Annotated in this window: 14 protein-coding genes; 5 read left to right on the top strand and 9 right to left on the bottom strand. The window is 72.6% G+C overall.

Annotation, left to right across the window (positions count from 1 at the left end; translation table 11 throughout):
* Window positions 1-26 precede the first annotated feature (26 nt).
* The 4 genes from ID574_RS61710 to ID574_RS24780 all read right to left on the bottom strand — a co-directional run bounded on the left by ID574_RS61710 (window position 27) and on the right by ID574_RS24780 (window position 5673).
* Window positions 27-158, bottom strand: a complete 132-nt coding sequence (locus ID574_RS61710; protein ID WP_260477562.1) for a hypothetical protein — start codon at window positions 156-158, stop codon at window positions 27-29.
* A 125-nt stretch (window positions 159-283) separates the two neighbouring features.
* Window positions 284-2191: an MmpA family trehalose lipid delivery protein gene (locus tag ID574_RS24790; protein ID WP_188191324.1), complete on the bottom strand. Its 1908-nt coding sequence runs from the start codon at window positions 2189-2191 to the stop codon at window positions 284-286.
* A 137-nt stretch (window positions 2192-2328) separates the two neighbouring features.
* Window positions 2329-4506, bottom strand: coding sequence for an acyl-CoA dehydrogenase family protein (locus ID574_RS24785; RefSeq protein WP_188191323.1), 2178 nt, complete (start codon window positions 4504-4506; stop codon window positions 2329-2331).
* Window positions 4507-4608: 102 nt separating this feature from the next.
* Entirely contained in the window at window positions 4609-5673 is a 1065-nt protein-coding gene (locus ID574_RS24780) for a hypothetical protein (RefSeq protein ID WP_188191322.1), read from the bottom strand.
* A 220-nt stretch (window positions 5674-5893) separates the two neighbouring features.
* On the opposite strand from ID574_RS24780, the gene ID574_RS24775 reads away from it, so the two are divergent.
* A complete protein-coding gene (locus ID574_RS24775; RefSeq protein WP_188191321.1) occupies window positions 5894-6979 on the top strand; it encodes a S1C family serine protease in 1086 nt (361 codons plus the stop codon).
* Window positions 6980-7021: 42 nt separating this feature from the next.
* Here ID574_RS24775 and ID574_RS24770 read toward each other — a convergent pair whose 3' ends face one another.
* The 5 genes from ID574_RS24770 to ID574_RS24750 all read right to left on the bottom strand — a co-directional run bounded on the left by ID574_RS24770 (window position 7022) and on the right by ID574_RS24750 (window position 14572).
* Window positions 7022-7546, bottom strand: a complete 525-nt coding sequence (locus ID574_RS24770) for an OmpA family protein (RefSeq protein ID WP_223167029.1) — start codon at window positions 7544-7546, stop codon at window positions 7022-7024.
* A 1-nt stretch (window position 7547) separates the two neighbouring features.
* Window positions 7548-8129 carry a hypothetical protein gene (locus ID574_RS24765; RefSeq protein WP_188191319.1) on the bottom strand — a complete coding sequence of 194 codons (582 nt, stop codon included), beginning with the start codon at window positions 8127-8129 and terminating at the stop codon, window positions 7548-7550.
* Between the two features lie 75 nt (window positions 8130-8204).
* Window positions 8205-11582: an AfsR/SARP family transcriptional regulator gene (locus ID574_RS24760; RefSeq protein ID WP_223167028.1), complete on the bottom strand. Its 3378-nt coding sequence runs from the start codon at window positions 11580-11582 to the stop codon at window positions 8205-8207.
* Between the two features lie 64 nt (window positions 11583-11646).
* Window positions 11647-13584: a serine/threonine-protein kinase gene (locus tag ID574_RS60040; RefSeq protein ID WP_223167027.1), complete on the bottom strand. Its 1938-nt coding sequence runs from the start codon at window positions 13582-13584 to the stop codon at window positions 11647-11649.
* Window positions 13585-13603: 19 nt separating this feature from the next.
* Window positions 13604-14572 carry a GlxA family transcriptional regulator gene (locus ID574_RS24750; protein WP_188191318.1) on the bottom strand — a complete coding sequence of 323 codons (969 nt, stop codon included), beginning with the start codon at window positions 14570-14572 and terminating at the stop codon, window positions 13604-13606.
* A 102-nt stretch (window positions 14573-14674) separates the two neighbouring features.
* On the opposite strand from ID574_RS24750, the gene ID574_RS24745 reads away from it, so the two are divergent.
* From ID574_RS24745 to ID574_RS24730, 4 genes are all read left to right on the top strand, one after another.
* A complete protein-coding gene (locus tag ID574_RS24745; RefSeq protein ID WP_188191317.1) occupies window positions 14675-15082 on the top strand; it encodes a hypothetical protein in 408 nt (135 codons plus the stop codon).
* Window positions 15083-15211: 129 nt separating this feature from the next.
* Window positions 15212-16051, top strand: coding sequence for a phosphatidylinositol-specific phospholipase C/glycerophosphodiester phosphodiesterase family protein (locus ID574_RS24740; RefSeq protein ID WP_188191316.1), 840 nt, complete (start codon window positions 15212-15214; stop codon window positions 16049-16051).
* Window positions 16052-16200: 149 nt separating this feature from the next.
* Window positions 16201-17592 (top strand): hypothetical protein, encoded by a 1392-nt coding sequence (locus tag ID574_RS24735; RefSeq protein ID WP_188191315.1) that lies wholly within the window; start codon window positions 16201-16203, stop codon window positions 17590-17592.
* Window positions 17589-18737 (top strand): ARPP-2 domain-containing protein, encoded by a 1149-nt coding sequence (locus tag ID574_RS24730; RefSeq protein WP_188191314.1) that lies wholly within the window; start codon window positions 17589-17591, stop codon window positions 18735-18737. Before ID574_RS24735 ends, ID574_RS24730 begins: the two co-directional genes overlap by 4 nt.
* Window positions 18738-18769 lie beyond the last annotated feature (32 nt).

The raw sequence follows: 18769 nt of genomic DNA, 5'->3' as shown, positions 1-18769 counted from the left end.
TGGGCCCCGTCAAGCGGGGAGGATCATCACCTGGTGCCGTAGTTGTAGAGCGGCTGGTTCGGCGGGGTCAGAGAAGGTGATGCCACATTGACCACGGCGACAGAGGCTCCGACCGCCAGCAGAGCTCCGATGGCCAGGGCCACGAGAAGTCGCAACAACAGAGCACTCCCTTCCGATCAGTGGCGCAGTGTGCCGAGACTAGAACGTGTTTCGCCTTGAATCCATAACATTGGTCAAACCGTGATAAAGCAAGTTACCCTCCGGTATATCACGAAACAGCCGGTCAACGCCGCAGCAAGTGAAGGTCTTTTCCGCGGAAAATGGTCTTGAAGCCGGCCCGCTCAAGTAGGAACCCGTTCTGACTTGCCGCCACCAGCACGTACCTGGCAGGGAGCCGCGCAAGGTCACCCGCGGCCAGGAGCTCTCCGGCGCGCCGGTTGAGGGGGTCCTCGCCGCGCACCCGCAGCCGGCCGCCGTCCGGCAGCCCGACGTACAGGGTGTCGTCCCAGAGCACCCGGCGCTCGAAGAGCTTGGTGGCCGGATCGAGCACGATCCGGCCGCCGTTCCAGGCGAAGGCCCGGTGCGCGCCCCAGGGCAGTGACAGCAGCGCCCCGGGCGCGGGATCGGCGTTGACGATCCGCTGCACGGCCGTCCAGTCCGGCGGGTACGTGACCGCCGCCAGCCGGCCGAACGCCCCGAACGCGAGCGTGGGCAGCACCAGCACCGGCGCCACGACCCCCACCGACGCGGACACGCCCGACCGCAGGGCCGCGGTCAGGCCGACGGCGACCAGCAGGACCAGCGGCGCCAGATAGACCTGGCCGTCGCGCAGCGGCCCGAATCCCGGCCACAGCGCCACGAGCCATTTGAGCGCTTCGCGCCCCGGCTGGAACGCCCCCAGCGCGGCCAGCCCGAACCCGGCCGCCGCGGCCACGGCGAGCCCGCCCCACCACGCCGGCCGATCGGGATCGGAACGGAGCCGCACGTAGCCGAAGAGACCGACGCCGACCATGAGCAGGCGAGCGGTGGCGAGCCACCACGACTCCTGACCAGGGAGCCCGGCGTCGGCGCTCCAGATGCCGCCGAGGGACAGCAGGCTGCCCAGCACGCCGAAGGGCCCGTCGGCGCGGGCGGCGAACGCGTCCACCCCCGCCGGGTCCGTCACCGCGCCCGATCCGAGCGCGGGGACCGCCCAGGGCAGGCTGAACAGGGCGAGGACGCCGGCGACCACGGTCACCCTGCGCCGCGCGACGGCGATCGGCAGCAGAGTGAGCGCCGAGACCAGCATCGCCTGGAACCCGCCGACCGCGGCCGGGAGCAACGCCGCCCCGAGCCGCGTCAGGGGCGCGAACCGGGCCCGGCGCGTGGCCCGCGCGCCGGACATGAGCCGGGCCCCAGACGCGGGCCGGGCCCCGGACGCGGGCCGGGTCCCGGACATGCCCACGGCCCGCACCGCCCACGGCAGCCCGGCCACGCCGAGCAGCAGCGCCCACTGGCCGAGCAGGAGCCGCTGGGCGAGATAGAGGTTCCAGGCGTAGCAGGCGGCGGCGACCAGCCGGGCGAGCCTGCGCTCCGGCGGCACCAGCGCCGCCGCCCCTGTCGCGGCCAGCACGAAGACGCCGACGAGCAGGCCTTTCTGCACGACCTCCACGGGCAGCACCCGGGACAGCAGCGCCACCACCAGATCGCTGGGCACGGCGCGCGGGAAACCGCCGCGATCGGGCAGCAGCGGCGGGTCGGGCACGAACACCAGGTCGTAGCGGAGCACGAGCCCTTGGCCGAGTGCCGGCCCCAGCGCCAGCACCGCCAACCCCAGGCCGAGGACGGCAGGCGCCACCCGCCAAAGCCCCAACCGCACCCACTCCAGGCGCTCGCCCCCCGCGCGGACGGCTTCCGGGGGCACACGCTCAGGGCGCACGCCTCCCGAGGGCATGCCTCCCCGCGGCACGCCTCCGGGCCGCTCGTCTTCCGGGCGGTCGCCTTCCGCGCGGTCGCGTCCCGGGGGCACATGTCCCATGGGCTCGCCTTCCGGGCGCTCGTCTCCTGGGCGCACGTGCTCAGGCTGGTCGGGCACCGGCCGATCCGACGAGTCGGGGCACTCGGGTCCCGGGGGCACGATCTCCGTCTGGTCGGATCCGGCGCGTTCGGGGTCCAGGCGCATGTGCTTCAAGGGGCCGGATTCGGGTCTCACGGGCGGCTCGCCGTCCGGGCGTGCGGGCTTCGGTTGTGCGGACGACGACCGGTCGGCATCCACCGAAGCACCGCCTCTCCCCTGCTCCCGGACATTCCAGGCACAGGGGAGCGTAGCGGGCCGCAACCTCACATGCGTTACTTGCCGGGCTCCGGATCCCTGGGCAGCCCGAGCATGCGCTCGCCGATGATGTTGAGCTGCACCTCCGTGGTGCCGCCGTAAATGGTCATGGCCCTGGTCGCCAGCACCGCCCGGTTCCAGTAGCCGGCGTCGCCCAGTTTGACGTCGGCAGCCACCGTGGCGGCGGGGCCGAGCAGTTCGACCGCCGTCTCGGAGACGTGCTGAGCATGCGAGGTGGACAGCAGCTTGCGTACGGACGCGTCCGCCCCCGGCTCGGTCCCGGCCAGCTGCTTGAGCGTGACCCGCAGCGACAGGGCGCTGATCGAGTGCCCCTCGCAGACGACCGCGGCCACCTTCTGCGCCTCGACCGGCGTCAGCTCACGCCCGAGCCGCCCGACGAGGCCGAGCAGGTCGGTCACGGACGCGCCGGTGCCGCCGGAGCCGGACGACAGCGACACGCGCTCGTTGGACAGCGTGTTGCGGGCGACCTTCCAGCCCTCGCCGACCTGACCCACGACGAGGTCGTCCGGGACGAAGACGTCGTCGAAGAAGACCTCGTTGAACAGGTTCTCGCCGGTCATCTCGGTGAGCGGCCTGACGGTGACGCCCGGGGACTTCATGTCGACCAGGAAGTACGTGATGCCCTCGTGCTTGGTGCCGTCGCTGGAGGTGCGGGCGATGCAGATGCCCCACTCGGCCACGTGCGCGACCGACGTCCAGATCTTCTGACCGGTGAGCTTCCAGCCGCCCTCGACCTTCTCCGCCTTCATCTGCAGCGAGGCCAGGTCGGACCCGGCGCCGGGCTCGGAGAACAGCTGGCACCAGATCATCTCGCCGCTGAGTGTCTTGGGGAGGAAGCGTTCCTGCTGCTCCGGGGTGCCATACACGGCGATGGACGGCACCACCCACGCGCCGATGATCAGGATCGGCGGGCGTACCTTGGCTGCCTTCAGCTCCTGGGCGATGAGCACCTGCTCCAGAGGCTTGGCGTCGCGGCCCCACGGCCGGGGGAGGTGGGGCATGACGAAGCCGCGCTCGGCCAGCGCCCGCTTCTGCTCCTTGCCCTCCAACTGCGCGATCTCCGCGATCTCGGCGCGGATGGAGGCGCGCAGCTCTTCGGCGTCCTCGGGCAGGTCGATCTCCATCTCGCGGGAGACGCCCTGCAGCGCCAGCGAGGCGACCGTGGCGGCCCACTCGGCCGACGGGCCGAGCAGGGCGCGCAGGGTGAGCGCGCGGCGGTAGTAGAGGTGCACGTCGTGCTCGAAGGTGTAGCCGATGCCGCCGAACGTCTGGATGGCGTCCTTGGCACACTGGACGGCAGCGTCGGGGGCCATCACCCCGGCGACGGCGGCCGCGAACGCCAGCTCCTTGCCCTCCGCGCGGGTGGCGTCCCACACGGTGGCGCGGGCCTGCTCCAGCGCGACCAGCATGCGTGAGAGCTTGTGCTTGATGCCCTGGAACTGGCCGATGGGACGGCCGAACTGGACGCGTACCTTGGCGTAGTCGGCGGCGGCCGTCACGCACCACGAGGCCAGGCCCGTGGCCTCGGCGCCGAGCAGGATCGCCGCCAGATCCAGCACGTCCGGGCCCTCGACGCCGTCAAGCACCCGCTCGGTCGGCACGGAGACCTCCGCGATCTCCACCTTGGCCACCGGCCTGGTCGGGTCGAGCGACTTGAGCTCGGTGACGGTGGCGGCGGAGGCGTCCAGGGCGATCCATTCCTCGCCGTCCGGCGTGGTCACCGGCAGGACCAGCACGTCGGCCAGCGAGCCACCGAGCACGGGCTCGGCCCTGCCCGACACGACGAGGGAGCCGTCCGCCGCGCGGGTGCCCGTCAGCGCGCCGGTCAGGGCGACGGCGCCGGTGAGCGTGCCGTCGGCCAGCGGTTCGAGCAGTTCGTGGCGCTTCGAGGCGTGGATGACCGCACTGGCGAGCACGGTCGGCACGTATGGGCCCGGCGCCATGCGCTCGGCCAGAGCCTCCACGGCGACCGCCGTCTCCAGCAGGCCATAGCCGGAGCCGCCCGACTCCTCAGGCAGGTGCAGGCCGAGCAACCCCTGCTCGGCGAGGCCCGCCCAGAACGGCGGACGCCCGCTTCCCCCGGCGCGGAGCAGCTCGGAGGGGACGTTCCGCTCGGCCCAGCCGCTCACCGACTCGCGGAGCGCCTCGTGTTCCTCGCTCAAACCGATCGCCATTGCTCATCCTCCAGCCAGGTCCGAGTCGACACCCAGAACCATATTCTAGAGGATGCTTCTGGCCTAGCGGCCTACCCGCTCTTCACGTGATCGGCTGCGGGACTAGATGGGCCGTACCTGCTGGGCCAGAGTGTTCAGGTCGCGCCAGCGGCTCTTGTTGGACTCCGGGATCGAGGCCACGAGCATCGCGGGCCTGTTCTTGCCCACCTCGACGATGGTCACCATGGCCTGGGCGGTCTCCTGCTTGCCGCCGTTGGGGTAGGTCACCTTGTAGCCGAGCGTCCAGCCCTTGCCGACCGGGATCTTCTTGGAGGCCGTCCACTCCGCGACCGTGGCGCCCTCGGGGAACTGCGTACGGATCGACCAGCGCACGGCGTTCGTGGCGATCTCGCGGTAGTCGGCGTTCGAGTCGGGCTTCGTCGTCGGCGCGTAGCTCTCGGGCAGCATGGCCGAGCCGATCACCGTGAACGGCGTCTTGACCTTGCCGATCCGCTGCGCGATCGAGTACGGCGAGAACGACCTGGCCTTCCACGGCGAGGCCAGCCGAGGATAGGTGATGCCGACCGCGTTGTCGGTGATGGTGCTGGTGACCGCGGACGCCGTGCCCGACAGGTTCTTGAACGCCTTGCTCTCCGGCACCGGCGGCAGCACGATCGGGGTCTCGGTGGGCGTGGGACTGACCGTCGCCGTGGGGGTCGCCGAGGCCGACGGCACGGGCGCCACCCGGACGACCTGCTCGCTCGGCTCGTTGTTGGCCGGCACGTCCCCGGAGAAGACGACGAAGACCAGCACGACCGCCCCGACCGTGGCCAGGATGGCGCCGAGCAGGTAGACGACCTTGATCGGGATGTCGCCGATGCCCCGGGACGGCTTGGGCGGCACCACGGGCAACGGCGGCATGGGCGGCTGTACGGGAGGCGGCACGGGCGCCTGCGCCGGCGACTGCTGCCGCGAGGACTGCCCAGGGGGCTGCTGTCCAGGCGGCTGCTGCGCGGGGGCCTCTTGAGCCGGCGGTTGCTGCCCCTGGGGCCGCACCGGCACGGACGGGCCTGGCTTGGGCGGCTTGGGGATCTTGATCGTCTCCTCAGCGGGCAGGACGACCTTGCGGAACGGGGTGGTGGGTGATCGTGATTCAAACGAAGGTCTCTGGTCGCGTCCGTCCGCCATGGCCTTGAGGTTACGTCACGACAGCCAGGGATATTTCCCCTATGGCCCGTGCAGAATCTAATTCTGTAAGGTCTTCCGGCAATGAACGGTTGGCAACGGTGGTCGTTTGAGTGCGTGGCAGAAGCCCTTTCCTCCGCCATCCGCACGCCCACCGGGGAAGCTGAGCAGGCGGAACGTCAGGGAAGCGTATCTTTCACATCGAGGTGGGCAGGAACCCCGCATGAGGGAGCCCATCAGGGAGATCATCGCGGGATTGGCCGCTGTCGCGCTGCTCACCGGCTGCGGCCCCCTTACCTCCGCCGGCACCGCCACACCGTCGCCCTCTCCCACGGCGACGACGGCCTCGCCCTCCCCCACGGGGCCGGCCGCGCCCGTGCAGCCGCTGGAGGCCGCGTTCGAGAAGGTCATCGCGGACGTCCTGCCCTCCATCGTCCAGATCAACACCAGGGTGGGGCTCGGCTCCGGCGTCGTCTTCGACACCGCGGGCCACATCGTCACCAACGCCCACGTGGTCGGCGAGGCCACGTCGATGAACGTCACCCTCGCCACCGGCGGAGCGCCACGGCGCGCCCGGCTGGTGAGCTCGTTCAGCGCCGGCGACCTGGCGGTGATCAAGGTGGAGGATCCCGACGGGCTGCGCCCGGCCAGGTTCGGGGACTCGTCGAAGCTACGGGTCGGGCAGATCGTGCTCGCCATGGGCAACCCGCTCGGGCTGTCAGGCAGCGTGACGAACGGGATCATCTCTGCGCTCGGCCGTACCGTCACCGAGCCGCAGAACCCGGGCTCTCCCGGCGCCACGATCGCGGGCGCGATCCAGACCTCGGCCGCGATCAACCCGGGCAACAGCGGCGGGGCGCTCGTGGACCTGTCAGGCCAGGTGATCGGCATCCCGACGCTCGCGGCCACGGACCCGACCCTGGGCGGCGGCACCGCCCCCGGCATCGGCTTCGCGATCCCGAGCAACACCGCCATCGACATCGCCGCCCAGATCGTCAAGGACGGCAAGGTCACCAACACCCGCCGGGCGGCGCTGGGCATCAGGGGCAGCACGGTCATCGGCTTCGACGGCGAGTCCGCCGGTGTGAGCGTGGTCCAGGTGGAGCCCGGCGGCGCCGCGGAGAAGGCGGGGATCCGAGCCGGGGACACGATCGTCTCGCTCAACGGCCGGCAGACGCCGACCATGGCGTTGCTGGTCGAGATCATCGCCACGCTCAAGCCCGGCGATCAGGCCCGGGTGGGCCTGATCCGCGCCGACGGCGCCAGGGAGACGGTGACCGTCACGCTCGGCGAGCTACCGGGCGAATAGCACCCCGGGAGCCGCCCCGACTTGTCACCACGCTGCCGTCCGTCACTGCTTGGCGGTGAAGATGATCTCGACGCGACGGTTCTTGGCCCGGTTCTCGTCGACCGGCCTGCCGTCGACGATGTTGGGCAGCTTGGGGCGGCTCTCGCCGTACCCGGAGGCATGGAGGGTCACGCCCGGGCCGGTCAGCAGGGTGCGCATGGCCTGCTCCACGGCCTGTGCCCGGCGCCGCGACAGCGTCAGGTTGTACGCGTCGCTCCCTTGGTCGTCGGTGTGCCCCTCGATCTTGACCACGCCGCCCGCGCCCTCGGCGCCCACCTTCTCGGCCACCTTCGCCAGCCGCTGCCGGGCCTTGGCGGTCAGCTGCCACTTGTCCAGGGCGAACAGCACATCGCTGGTCACCGCCAGCGTCACCTGCCGCCCCTGCTTGGTCTCGCTCTCGGTGCCGTCCATCGACTCGACCTCGCCCACGATGTCCTCGACGGGCATGACGAGGTCCTCGACCGGGAGATAGGCGTCGGCCGGCGGGCTCGGCGCCGGGGTCGGGGACAGGACGAGGGCGAGGGCCACGCTAAGAGATCGGAACATCGGTGAGCACGCCGAACATGGGCATCTCCACATTGACCTTCGTGACGTCCGCGGGTGGGGCGGCGAAGACGGCGTACAACGTCGAGGCCTCCCCCTTCTCCAGGAACTGGCCCAGGGTGCCGGAGCAGACGCAGGCCGCGCCCGGGCCGTTGTTGTTGCGGGCCACGCGGTAACGCTTGGCGTTGACCGGATCGATCAGGGACACGGCGGAGACGGTGCTGTCGGTGGGGCCGTCGCCCATGCTGTTGTGCAGGTTGACCTTGCCGTCCGTCGCGGTGACCGTCCAGTTGAGCATGGCGGTCTTGCCCTGGCGCTTGAGCGCGGTGATCTCGACGCGGGCCTGGCCGTACATGTCGCCGGCCGCGACCTTGGTCTCGCGGCTGGCGATGACCTTGCCCTCCTGCGGCGGCGCGGTCTGCTGCTCCTGCTCCGGGGCCTGGGCGGGGGTCGTGTCGGCGACGGCCTGCGACTGCCTCTCCTCGCCGCCTCCGCCCTGCTGACCGGGGACCATGCCGCAGCCCGCCAGTGCGACGGCCGCGGCGAGCAGCGCGATCGTCCTTCGCATTATGTGATCACCTTCGTTTGTCGGGGATGTGGCCCACACCTTACGGAGGCGACCTTCAGGATCCGCATAGTTGGCCTATATCGGCTGACCACTCTGCCTGCGGGCCTCCTTCGCGAGCCCTTCGGCCTCGGCCTTGCCGTCCGCGTCACCGAGGCGGTCGAACTCTTCCATAGCGCCCGTGACGGTCTCAACCGCGCCATCGGGATCATGCCTGTCGAGTGCGGCGTGGGCCAGCGCCAGCAGGGCGTGTGCGGCGTTCCGGCGGTCGCCGTACCGGGTGAACGTCTCCCGGGCCGCCTGCGCGGCCGCCGCCGCGGCGCCGGGGTCGCCTTCCGCCCTGGCCAGCTCGGCCGACACGAGCAGGGCCGCGGCCTCGGGCAGGGGGTCGCCGAGGCGGCGGTTGATCCGCAGCCGGCGCTCCACGCAGCCGCGGGCCTGGGGATGGCGGCGGGCGGCGAGGTGCAGCCTGGCCAGGTCGAGCAGCGCCTCCGCCTCGCCCCGGAGATCGCCCAGCTCCCGGTACGCTTCGAGGCTCTCCTCCAGCCGGCCCTCGTCCCGGCGCAGGGCGCCGAGCGCCCGCAACGCGTCCGCCCGCCCCCGCCGATCCCCGGCCTCCTCGAAGGCCCGCAGCGCCCGCAGGAACGCCTGCTCGGCCTGCGCGAGATGCGGCGACCGCGCCACACGGGCCCCCACCGCCTCTCCGGATCCGCCCGGCCGCTCAGCAGGCCCCGCCGCCCCGGATCCGCTCAGCCGCCCCCCGGATCCGCTCAGCCGCCCCCCGGATCCGGTCGGCCGCGCCGCGGATCCGCCTGGCGGTGTACCGGCTCCGATCGAGGGTGTACCGGGTCCGCTCGGCGGCGCCCCGGGCACGGCCTCGGCGGCCATGGCCGGTCGTTCACCAGGCCCCGGCTCCCTCGCACCGGCCTGCCCCGTAAGCCCACCGGCCTGCCCCGTAGGCCCCGGCTCCGCCGCGCCGGCCTGTCCCGCACGCCGTGACTCCGCCGGACCGGGCTGTCCCGCCCCGGGCGCCGTCCCCGCACGCTCGGCGGGCCGCGCACCGGACGTCATCTGCCCTGACCCGGCCGGCCGCTCACCCGGCGTCGGGAGCATGACGCCGGCCGGTCCCCAGCCGTGGGGGTGAGGCGACTCGATCTCCGCCTGGCGGGCTTGGACGAGGCCGAGGCGGAGGGTGATCCTGGCCAGTTCCAGGCCTTCCGCCAGCGGCTGGGCAGCTCGCAGCGCGGCCGCGGCGGCCTCCGTTCGCCCCTCGATGCGGTGCAGATCGGCCAGGCCGCGCAGAAGGAGCGCCTCGCCGCGCCGGTGGCCCGCCGCCCTGGCCGCGTCCAGGCCGATCGCCGTGGTGGCGTGCCAGTCGTCGTGGTGCGCGCCCAGCTCGAACAGCGGCGTCAGGTAGAACGCCAGGCGCCAGGCGGCCTCGTACAGGCCGGCCCGGTGGAGGTCCTCGACCGTCGCGACCAGGAAGCGGCGCTCGGCGCTCAGCCACCGCGCCTCCTGCCGCAACCATCCCGTCCGGAGCGCCTGATCGTCCCCGGAGTGGAGCCCGTCACCGACCGGCTCGTTCCCGGGCAGGTGGACCTCGGTGCGGCCGGTGCCGGGCTCGGCGGGGAGGAGGGCCGCCCTCGCCCGCCGGGTACGCTCCAGGATCGCCTCGGCCCTGACCGCCAGCACGCCTGCCGCCCCGCCGTCCTCCTCGGCCAGCCGTTCGGCGGCGTAGAGCCTGGTCAGGTCGTGCCACCCGTACCGCTCCTGCCCCGCCTCGTCCAGCCCGCGCGACTGCAGCAACCCGGCCGCCGCCAGCGGCTCCAGATCGGCGCCGAGCGCCCAGGAGGCGAAGTCGGGGGCGGACAGGGCGCCGAGCTCACGCAGCAGCCGGCGTTCCGGGTCGGGCAGGCCGCGGTAGCCGAGCGCCAGGCTGCCGCGGACGGCCAGGTCGCCCGCGCTGAGCTCGTCGAGTCTGCGTCGCTCGTCGCCGAGGCGGCCCGCCAGGTGTTCGAGCGTCCACCCGGGCTTCCTGGCCAGCCGGGATCCGGCGATGCGCAGTGCCAGCGGGAGACCGCCGCAGAGCCGGACGATGCGCCGGGCGGCCTCGGGCTCGGCGCGGATCCGCTCATGCCCGGCCACGCCCCCGAGCATGGCCACGGCCTCGTCCTCGTCGAGCACCCCCAGCTCGTACGCCCGCGCCGCCTCCAACCCGGGCAACGACGACCGGCTGGTCACCAGGGTGAGGCTGCCCGGACCGGTCGGCAGCAGGGGGCGTACCTGCGCCTCGTCGGCGGCGGCGTCCAGCACGACGAGCAGCCTTCTGCGGGCCGTCGTGCTGCGGTAGAGGCGTACGCGGTCGTCGAGCGTCGGCGGCACCGCGCCGTCCGGGCAGCCCAGCGAGCGCAACAGATCCTCCAGCACGGCGCTGGGCGGCCTCGCGCCGAGATAGGCGTACAGGCGGCCGTCCGGGCGGTCGATGCCGGTGGCGGCGTGCACGGCCACGGCTGACTTCCCGCATCCGGGCGGACCGTGCACGACCAGGTGTACGGGGGCCGGCGCCTGCTCGGCGGCGGCGCGACGGATCCAGTCGAGCACCTGTCGCCGCCCGGCGAAGTCCGAAATATCCGGCGGCAGTTCGTCGACCACGCCGGTACGCCGCCGCGCGTCACCGCTCCCCGCCCACTGCCCGCCGCCATCCGCGGACCGCGAATCCCGTGGCGCGGCAGGGAGATCGGCCTCGGACAGCACCCGCTGCTGGGCGGCGTTCAGCTCGGCGCCCGGCTCCAGGCCGAGCTCCTCGACCAGCGTCCGGCGCGCGTCCTGGTAGGCGGCGAGCGCCTCCGACCGGCGTCCTGCCTGGTGAAGGGCGTCGATGAGGCGTACCCAGGCCCGCTCGCGCAGCGGGTGGGCGGCCACCAGCGCCCGCAGCTCGCCGACCACCTCCGCGCCCCTGCCCAGCCCCAGGTCCAGCTCCACGCGCTCCTCCAGCGCGGTGAGCCGCAACTCCTCCAGCGGTACGGCGTGCGCCCGGCGCAGCACCGACGACTCGACGTCGGCCAGGGCCTGCCCCCGCCAGAGCCCCAGCGCCGTCCTGAACCCGTCCGCCGCCTCCGCGACCCGTCCCTCCGCCCTGGCCTGCCGCGCCTCGCCGACCAGCCGTTCGAAGCGATGGCAGTCGACGTCGTCCGGATCGATCTCGATCACGTAGCCGCCGGGCACCGTGCGGATGCCGTCGACGAGCTTGCGCAGCGCGCTGACGTACACCCTGAGCACCGACTCGGCGGACGCCGGCGGCCGGTCGTCCCACACCACGGACATGAGCCGCTCGACCGGCGCCCGCTCCGGGGCCGAGAGCAGGAGCGCGGCCAGCAGCGTACGGTGCTTGGCCGGTCCCGGCGCCCGGCCTCCCTCGATCCGCAGCGGCCCCAGCACGCCGAACCGCACCTTCACCCGCCCTTCGGCATCGCGCCCCGCTCACACCCGAACCGAGCGCGCGGAGATCGGCCGCCGCCCATCACCGGCTCACCAGCCGTAGGGCGAACGAGTCGAAGCGGACGCGTACCTCTCCCGTGGCGGCGGCGGTCGCGTAGACGCCCGCCTCGTCGGGGCCGTACGGCGCGTCGGCGTCGGATGCCTCCGCGACCAGGCGTTCGTTCAGCCACATGCGTAACGTCACCTTGTTCCCGCTTCGGCCGCACTCCGCCACGATCCGGTTGACGGCCGCGGACTGCGCGTTCCCTGGGCCGTACAGGGTCTTGCCATCCGTGCTGCCCGCGCCACGCTTGACGATCGTGACCTTGCCCGAGCCTGACACGCCGAACTCGTAGCGGTCTCTGGAGGCCGCCGAGCCATGGCACCACACACCGTACTCGCCGGTTCCGCCTGTGAGGGCGGCCTTCGCGCTGACGATCACGCCGCCGTCGGGCTCCCGTCTCGGTGCCGACTTCCACAGGCGCCAGCCGGGATTGACGGTGAGCTCGTAGGCGGTGCCCGCCAGGCGCGCGTCGCCGCCATCCGACGCGCCGACCGCCCAGGCGTCGCCGAAACCGGCCTCGTACGGCCAGGTCTCGCCCCAGAACCTGGGCACCGCCAGTGCCACGCCGACGACGACGGCCACCGCGGCGGCGGCACCGGCGACCCACGGCCACCGCCGCCGTCCCGCCCTCACCGGACGACCCGCCGCCCCCGGCGCCGCCCCATCCGGCGGCGGCGCCACCATCGTCCCATCCGCGGCAGACGGTACCCACGGCCCATCGGTGGCAGAGGGCACCCACGGCCCATCGGCGGACGACGGCCCCGGCCCCCCGCCCTGTGGCCTGCCGTCCGCGCCCGGCGTCGAGCGATCCGTCGAGGCCGACGTCATCCCACCCGTTGTCCGAGGCCCGTGCATCTGCTCAGCGGCCGCTCCAGGGATGGGCGCATTCGTCGGCACGGGCGCTGACCTGTCCATAGACCCCGCTGCCGCCCCGTCCGGCCGCATCACCACCCCGTCCGGCGGTGCCGGCGGCGGCCCACCACCGAGTGATGCGGCACCGAGTGATGCGGCACCGCGCGGCCCAGTGGTGGGCGATCCGGTGTCGGGGGCGGACCCGCCGGGGTCCGGGCGCAGGTCGGCCGTCACCGTGCCCGTCCAGGTGCGTTCCACGACTTCGGTGGCCGTGGTCAGGCGAGTGCCGCCGACCAGCTCCGACAGCAGGCCCTGCGCGGTGGGCCGCAGCTGGGGGTCCTTGGCGAGGGCACGCGAGACCACCTCCCTGATCCCCTCGTCCAGCCCGTCCAGCCGGGGCCCTTCCTGCATGATCCGGTACAGCACCTCACCAGGCGCCCCGCCCCCGAACGGCAGCCGCCCCGTCCCCGCGTACGCGATCACCCCGCCCCAGGCGAAGACGTCGATGGCGGGCGTGAGCGCCTCGCCGCGCACCTGCTCGGGCGCCATGAAGGCAGGCGTGCCGAGAATCGCCTGGCTGGCCAGGCTGTCGTGGTCCACGAGCTGGGCGATGCCGAAGTCGATCACGCGTGGCCCGAGCGGCGAGAGCAGCACATTGGAGGGTTTCAGGTCGCGGTGGATCACCCCGGCCCCGTGGATGGCGCTCAGCGCGGTGGCGATCCCGACCGCCAGCGCCTCCAGGTTCCCGCCGGACAAAGGGCCCTGATCCCGTACGGCCTGCGCCAGATCGGGACCCCGGACGTATTCCGTGACGAGATAGGCCACGTCACCGTCGATCCCGGCGTCCAGCACGGGAGCGGTGCAGAACCGCGCGACCCGGCGGGCCGCGGCCACCTCGCGCTCGAAGCGCCGCCGGAACGCCGGATCCCGGGCCAGCGCGGGATGGATGACCTTGACCGCGGCCAGGCCGCCGGTGGGCGTGGCCGCGAGGTGCACCTCCCCCATGCCACCGCGGCCGAGCAGGCGCCGCAGCGCGTACCCGCCTATGACCCGCTCACCGTTCATCGCAGCCACATTAGCCAGATCATCCGGTGGCCGAGCTCTGGGTCAGGCGGTAGCGGGAGGGCGGGATGCCGTACCGGTCGATGAAGGCCTGACGCAGCGTCTCGGCCGTCCCGAACCCGCACCGGAGCGCGATGGACGCCATCGGCAGCGACGTGGAGGCCAGCAGGCGGGCGGCGGCCTCGGCGCGGGTCTGGCGGACGTACCGGCCGGGCGTCTGCCCTAGGTGCTTGAGGAACAGCCGGGTGAGATGCCGCTCGCTGACGCCGGCGGCCTCGGCGAGGGCGAGCGTGGACAGGTCTTCCGCGAGGTGGCCGCCGATGTAGTCGACGGTCCGCTTGACCAGGCCGTTCGCGGGTGGCGGCGCGCTGACGAACATGCTCATCTGCGCCTGGTTCCCGGGCCGCTGCAGGTAGGTGACCATGTTCCTGGCCACGGTCCTGGCCAGTTCCGGGCCGCTGTCCTCCTCGACGAAGGCGAGCATGAGGTCGTGCGCGGCGGTGATGCCGGCGGACGTGGCGACGTTGCCGTCGCGGATGAAGATCGGATCCGGGTCGACGACGACGTCGGGGTAGCGGGCCGCCATCAGCGGCGCCCGCTCCCAGTGCGTGGTGGCGCGCCGCCCGTCGAGCAGACCGGCGGCGGCGAGGACGAACGCCCCTGTGCACACGGACGCCACCCGGCGGCTCTCGCGGGCCAGCCGGCGAACGTGACCGACGATCAGCGGGTTGGCGGCGGCGTTCTCGTAGCCGATCCCGCCCACCACCACAAGGGTGTCGAGCGGCCCGGTGACCCGTTCGAGGGTCAGTTGCGCCTGCATGACGAGAGCGGTGGCGGTGGTGACCGCATGGCCGCCGGGCGTGGCCACGCGATACTCGTAGTACGGTAAGGCGCCGTGCCAGTTGGCGCTCTCCAGCGTCGTGGTCACGCTGGCGATCTCGAGCAGCTCCGCCGCGTCGTACGCCACCACGACGACCCTTCGTACCTCCATGGCTCTCGACTGTAGGTCCGAAGGACCAAGAGCCCAAGTTTCCTGACCTCCTGCCCGCTCACCCCTGGCCGGGCGACCACGGTGACCGCCACAGTCGTCACCATGACGACGACGAACGCGAAGCCCCGCCGCCGCTGGGGCAGGTTCACCCTCCACTACATCGAGATGATCATCGCCATGTTCGTCGGGATGTTCGCCCTCGGCGCCCTTCTCGACGTCCTCGGCCTCGGCATCTCCCACTCCGAGTATCCCGAGCTGGGCTACCTGGTGATGGCGTTCAACATGTCCGTCGGCATGGCCGTGTGGATGCGGATCCGCGGGCACGGCTGGGCCTCCACCCTGGAGATGTGCGCGGCCATGTTCGTCCCGGTCGTGCCGCTCTTCCCGCTGCTGTGGCTGGGCATGATCGACGGCGGCACGCTGATGATGGTCGCGCACGTGGCGATGTTCCCGCTCATGCTGGCGGCGATGTTCCGCCGCCTCGACGAGTACGCCGGCTGCGCCCATTGACCGGACACCGGCTCAACAGGTCCTCAACGTCCCCGCACCTGGCACCACGCATAGTTAGGCTGAACTTCACTCCTGTCACACCTTGCGCAAATAACGTGACATGCATCCCTGACCTCGTAAGGAGATGCGATGTTGCGTCGAGCCCTGGGCGTGCTGATCGCCGCCGGAGCCGTGCTGCTGACGTCCCTGCCCGCCGCCGCCGACCGCGCCGAGCCCCTTCCCCGGGCGCACGCCCACAACGACTACGAGCACGAACGCCCCCTCTTCGACGCACTCGACCACGGATTCACCAGCGTCGAGGCCGACATCTACCTGGTGGACGGAGAGCTGCGCGTCGGGCACGACCCGGAGGACCTGCGGCCTGGGCGCACGCTCCAGTCCCTCTACCTCGACCCCCTCGCCCAGCGCGTACGCGAGGGCCACGGCCGCGTCTTCCCGCGCAGCCGGCAGCAGCTCCAGCTCCTCGTGGACATCAAGAACAACGGCGCGGCCACGTACACCGAGCTCGACAAGGTGCTGGGGGCGTACAGGAAGATGCTCACCGCCTACCACAAGGGCAAGGTGAAGCCCGGCGCGGTGACCGTGGTGATCAGCGGGGACCGGCCGCGCGACCTCATGGCCGCGCAGGAGCGCCGGTACGCCTTCTACGACGGCCGGATGTCCGACCTCGGGCAGGGCAACCCGTCCCTGATCCCGCTGATCAGCGACAACTGGACGAACCACTTCACCTGGCGCGGCGAGGGCGACATGCCGGCCGCGGAGCGGGACAAGCTGCGGCGGATCGTGGCCGCCGCACACCGCGACGGGCAGCGCGTGCGGTTCTGGGCCACGCCCGACGCGGCCGGGCCGGCGCGGGAGGCCATCTGGCGGGAGCTGGTCGCGGCGGACGTGGATCACATCAACACCGACGACCTGGCGGGGCTCCAGCAGTTCCTGCGCGCGCACGACAGCGAGCGCGCCGCCGCGTAAATCCCGTCGCCATGCCCGTGACGGCCCGGTAAGGTCCGGAATCAGACTGGCCGCGGGACTTCGGCGCGACTTCCGGAACCCGCCTTAATCGCGATGCTTCGCAGCTCGTGCCCCCATTCCCCGGCCAGTCCGCGACCTCGGGGGAGTCCATGGAGACCTACGCCGACCTGATCGAGTGCGAGGACGTGCTGCTCTTCGCGAACGCGGCGATCACCTCGACCGGCCAGCGCGAGTTCCACAGCGCGGCCGGCGAGCAGCGGCTCTCCCTCGACTTCCTGCACCGCTACATCGAGGGCAACTACCCCGACCTGTACGCCGCGACGCTGGCCCTCGACATCAACGACCACAACGCCGCGCTGATCATCGCCAACCTGCTCGCGCGGCCGGGCCAAGGGGACGGCGAGCTCATCGCGCGCCGGCTGAAGCGCATGAGCCCGCCCCGCGTCTACCGGCTCTTCCGGCGACTCCGCCACGACGGCGTCAACAACCGGCGCACCCGCGCCCTCATCCGCGACTGGCTCGCCGGCCGCCCCGACCTGGCCTTCGACGCCGTCAAATACCGTTCGGCGCTGAAGTCCGCGGTCCGGCACGCGCATCTACGGCTGCCGGGCGAGCTCGGCGACTTCCTGTTCGCGCCGTTCAGCCGCGCCCGGTACGACACGCCGGTGCTGGAGGCGTGGCGGCGCGCGCACTACGACAAAGGGGCGCTGTACGAGCTGCCGTACACCGTCGCCGAGGGCTTCGCCGCCCGCCACGGCATCAGCAGGACCCTGTTCCTCGAACGCATCGCCCCCAAGCTGACCAGGCTGGAGCGGCTGCGTCTCGCCGAGTCGGCGGGCAAGGGCGGCCTGGACACGGAGGCGGACCTGGCCTCGATGCCGCTGGTCCGGCTGGCCTCGTACGTGCTGGCGCTGCCCGCGGACACCCGCACCCGGCGCCGCGCCGAGCTGGTGGGCGCGCTGCGGGCCGCGGCCGCCCGCGTGGCCGGGACACGGGCCGGCACCTGGGGAAGCGTGGCGGCGGTGCTCGACGACAGCTTCTCCTCGTTCGGCTCGCCGGTGAAGAGACGCCGCCCGCTGGCGGTCGCGCTGGCCTGCCACTACCTGCTGGAGGCCTTGGCCGGCGGCTACCGCGGCCTGTGGCTGTCGCGCCGGACCGACCCGCTCCAGACGCGGCCGTCCGGGCCGACGCCGCTCGGCCGGCGCATCCTCGACGCGCTGGAGACGCGGCCGGACCTGCTGGTCATCGTCTCCGACGGCTGGGACAACGCGCCGCCCGGGCTGGCAGGCGAGGTGCTGCGCGTCTGGCGGCGCAAGCTCGATCCCGGAGGCGAGGTGGGCATCGTGCACGTGAACCCGGTTTACGATGCCGACCACTTCGACGTGCGGCGGCTGTCGCCGATGGTGCCGACGGCCGGCATCCGCGACGCCGAGGACCTGCCGGCGCTGGTGGAGCTGGCCAGGTTCGCGGAGGGCCGGACGGGGGTCGCGGATCTTCGGGCGTACCTGGCGGATCGGGCGGCCGGGCTGGAGGCACGATGATCGATCTGGCCGGGCTCGACACGCGGCCCGCGCAGACCTGGGGCGGGTTGCGGCTGGTGCCGCTCGTGCGCCGCGAGCCCATCGAGGACCTGCGGCTGCACGCCAGGGTGTACGGCGACGAGCCGTCCGGGGTGTCCCTGCCCGACAAAACCTTCTACACCGCGTACGTGCCGCACGCCTTCGTCGCGTCGTGGACCGGCGACGGCACCCCGGCGGCGGCGTACGGCACCCAGCTCGGGGAGCCGCCGCGGCACATGCCCGTGCGGTTCCACCGCCGCATGGCCCGGCGCGCGGACGAGAACCGGCTGCGGTTCCTGCCGCTGCACCTGGCCATGGAGGGTTTCCTCGCGCTGCACTTCGGCGGGCCCGTGATCGCCTGGGAGGAGTGGTCGCGCCAGGCCATCGCGCACGGCCTGTCCCCGCGGTGCGAGGACGCCTACACGGGAGCCGAGGTACGCGGGCTCGACGACGCACTCAAGATCTTCGAGATCTACCCGGGGCAGTGCGGGCTGCTGCTGTACGCGGGCGACACGCTGGCCGCCGCCTTCGTGGTGCCGCACCCCGAGGACTACCGGGCGCTGCACCCGACGTTGGTCAGGGACCTGTACGGCGAACTCGTCCACGAGTACGCGCTCTTCTATCCGGCGAGAGACTTCCCCGCGGTCATCGACGAATCGGCGGTCTCCTCGCTCGCCGACCTGCGGGCCCAGGCCGTACGGCAGGAGCGGCAGTGGGCCGCCTTCCACGACTCCGTCATGGCCGCCGGTCTGCTCCGCGCCCCCGGACACGTGCAGGAGGTCCACCGGCTCGGCCGGTTCACGCTGAGCCGTTTCCTGCCGGCGTTCGAGCGGAAGTCCGAGAACCACATCGGCGAGACGATCCTCGATGAGGACGGGCGGCTGGCGTACCTGAAGACCTTCCGGCTGTCGGAGGCGCAGACCCGGCGCGGGCACCTGCTGAGCACGCTGGCCGCTCATGACTGGAGCCTGCCCGCCGCCGCGGCCACCCTCAGGACCAGCGCCGCCGAACTGGGGCTGCGGCTGGAGCGGGCCGGGTTCGGGCACCTGTTGCGGCAGGACGTGCTCGACGGCTACCGCAGGGCCGCTCGCAGGCGGACATCAGGGGCGTCATCACCTCCCCGTTGACATTGAAGTGAGTTTCCGATCACACTTGGTTT

This window comes from Nonomuraea sp. SYSU D8015, from assembly GCF_008065375.1.
GTDB lineage: Bacteria > Actinomycetota > Actinomycetes > Streptosporangiales > Streptosporangiaceae > Nonomuraea.
This window is presented reverse-complemented; position numbering and strand designations above follow the sequence as displayed.

Bases quoted from the DNA above. Each gene is read 5' to 3' on its own strand.
- ID574_RS24785 (WP_188191323.1), bottom strand. From the start codon at position 4,506: ATGGCGATCGGTTTGAGCGAGGAACACGAGGCGCTCCGCGAGTCGGTG.
- ID574_RS24745 (WP_188191317.1), top strand. From the start codon at position 14,675: ATGACGACGACGAACGCGAAGCCCCGCCGCCGCTGGGGCAGGTTCACC.
- ID574_RS24775 (WP_188191321.1), top strand. From the start codon at position 5,894: ATGAGGGAGCCCATCAGGGAGATCATCGCGGGATTGGCCGCTGTCGCG.
- ID574_RS24780 (WP_188191322.1), bottom strand. From the start codon at position 5,673: ATGGCGGACGGACGCGACCAGAGACCTTCGTTTGAATCACGATCACCC.
- ID574_RS60040 (WP_223167027.1), bottom strand. From the start codon at position 13,584: ATGAACGGTGAGCGGGTCATAGGCGGGTACGCGCTGCGGCGCCTGCTC.
- ID574_RS24750 (WP_188191318.1), bottom strand. From the start codon at position 14,572: ATGGAGGTACGAAGGGTCGTCGTGGTGGCGTACGACGCGGCGGAGCTG.
- ID574_RS24735 (WP_188191315.1), top strand. From the start codon at position 16,201: ATGGAGACCTACGCCGACCTGATCGAGTGCGAGGACGTGCTGCTCTTC.
- ID574_RS24730 (WP_188191314.1), top strand. From the start codon at position 17,589: ATGATCGATCTGGCCGGGCTCGACACGCGGCCCGCGCAGACCTGGGGC.
- ID574_RS24740 (WP_188191316.1), top strand. From the start codon at position 15,212: ATGTTGCGTCGAGCCCTGGGCGTGCTGATCGCCGCCGGAGCCGTGCTG.
- ID574_RS24765 (WP_188191319.1), bottom strand. From the start codon at position 8,129: ATGCGAAGGACGATCGCGCTGCTCGCCGCGGCCGTCGCACTGGCGGGC.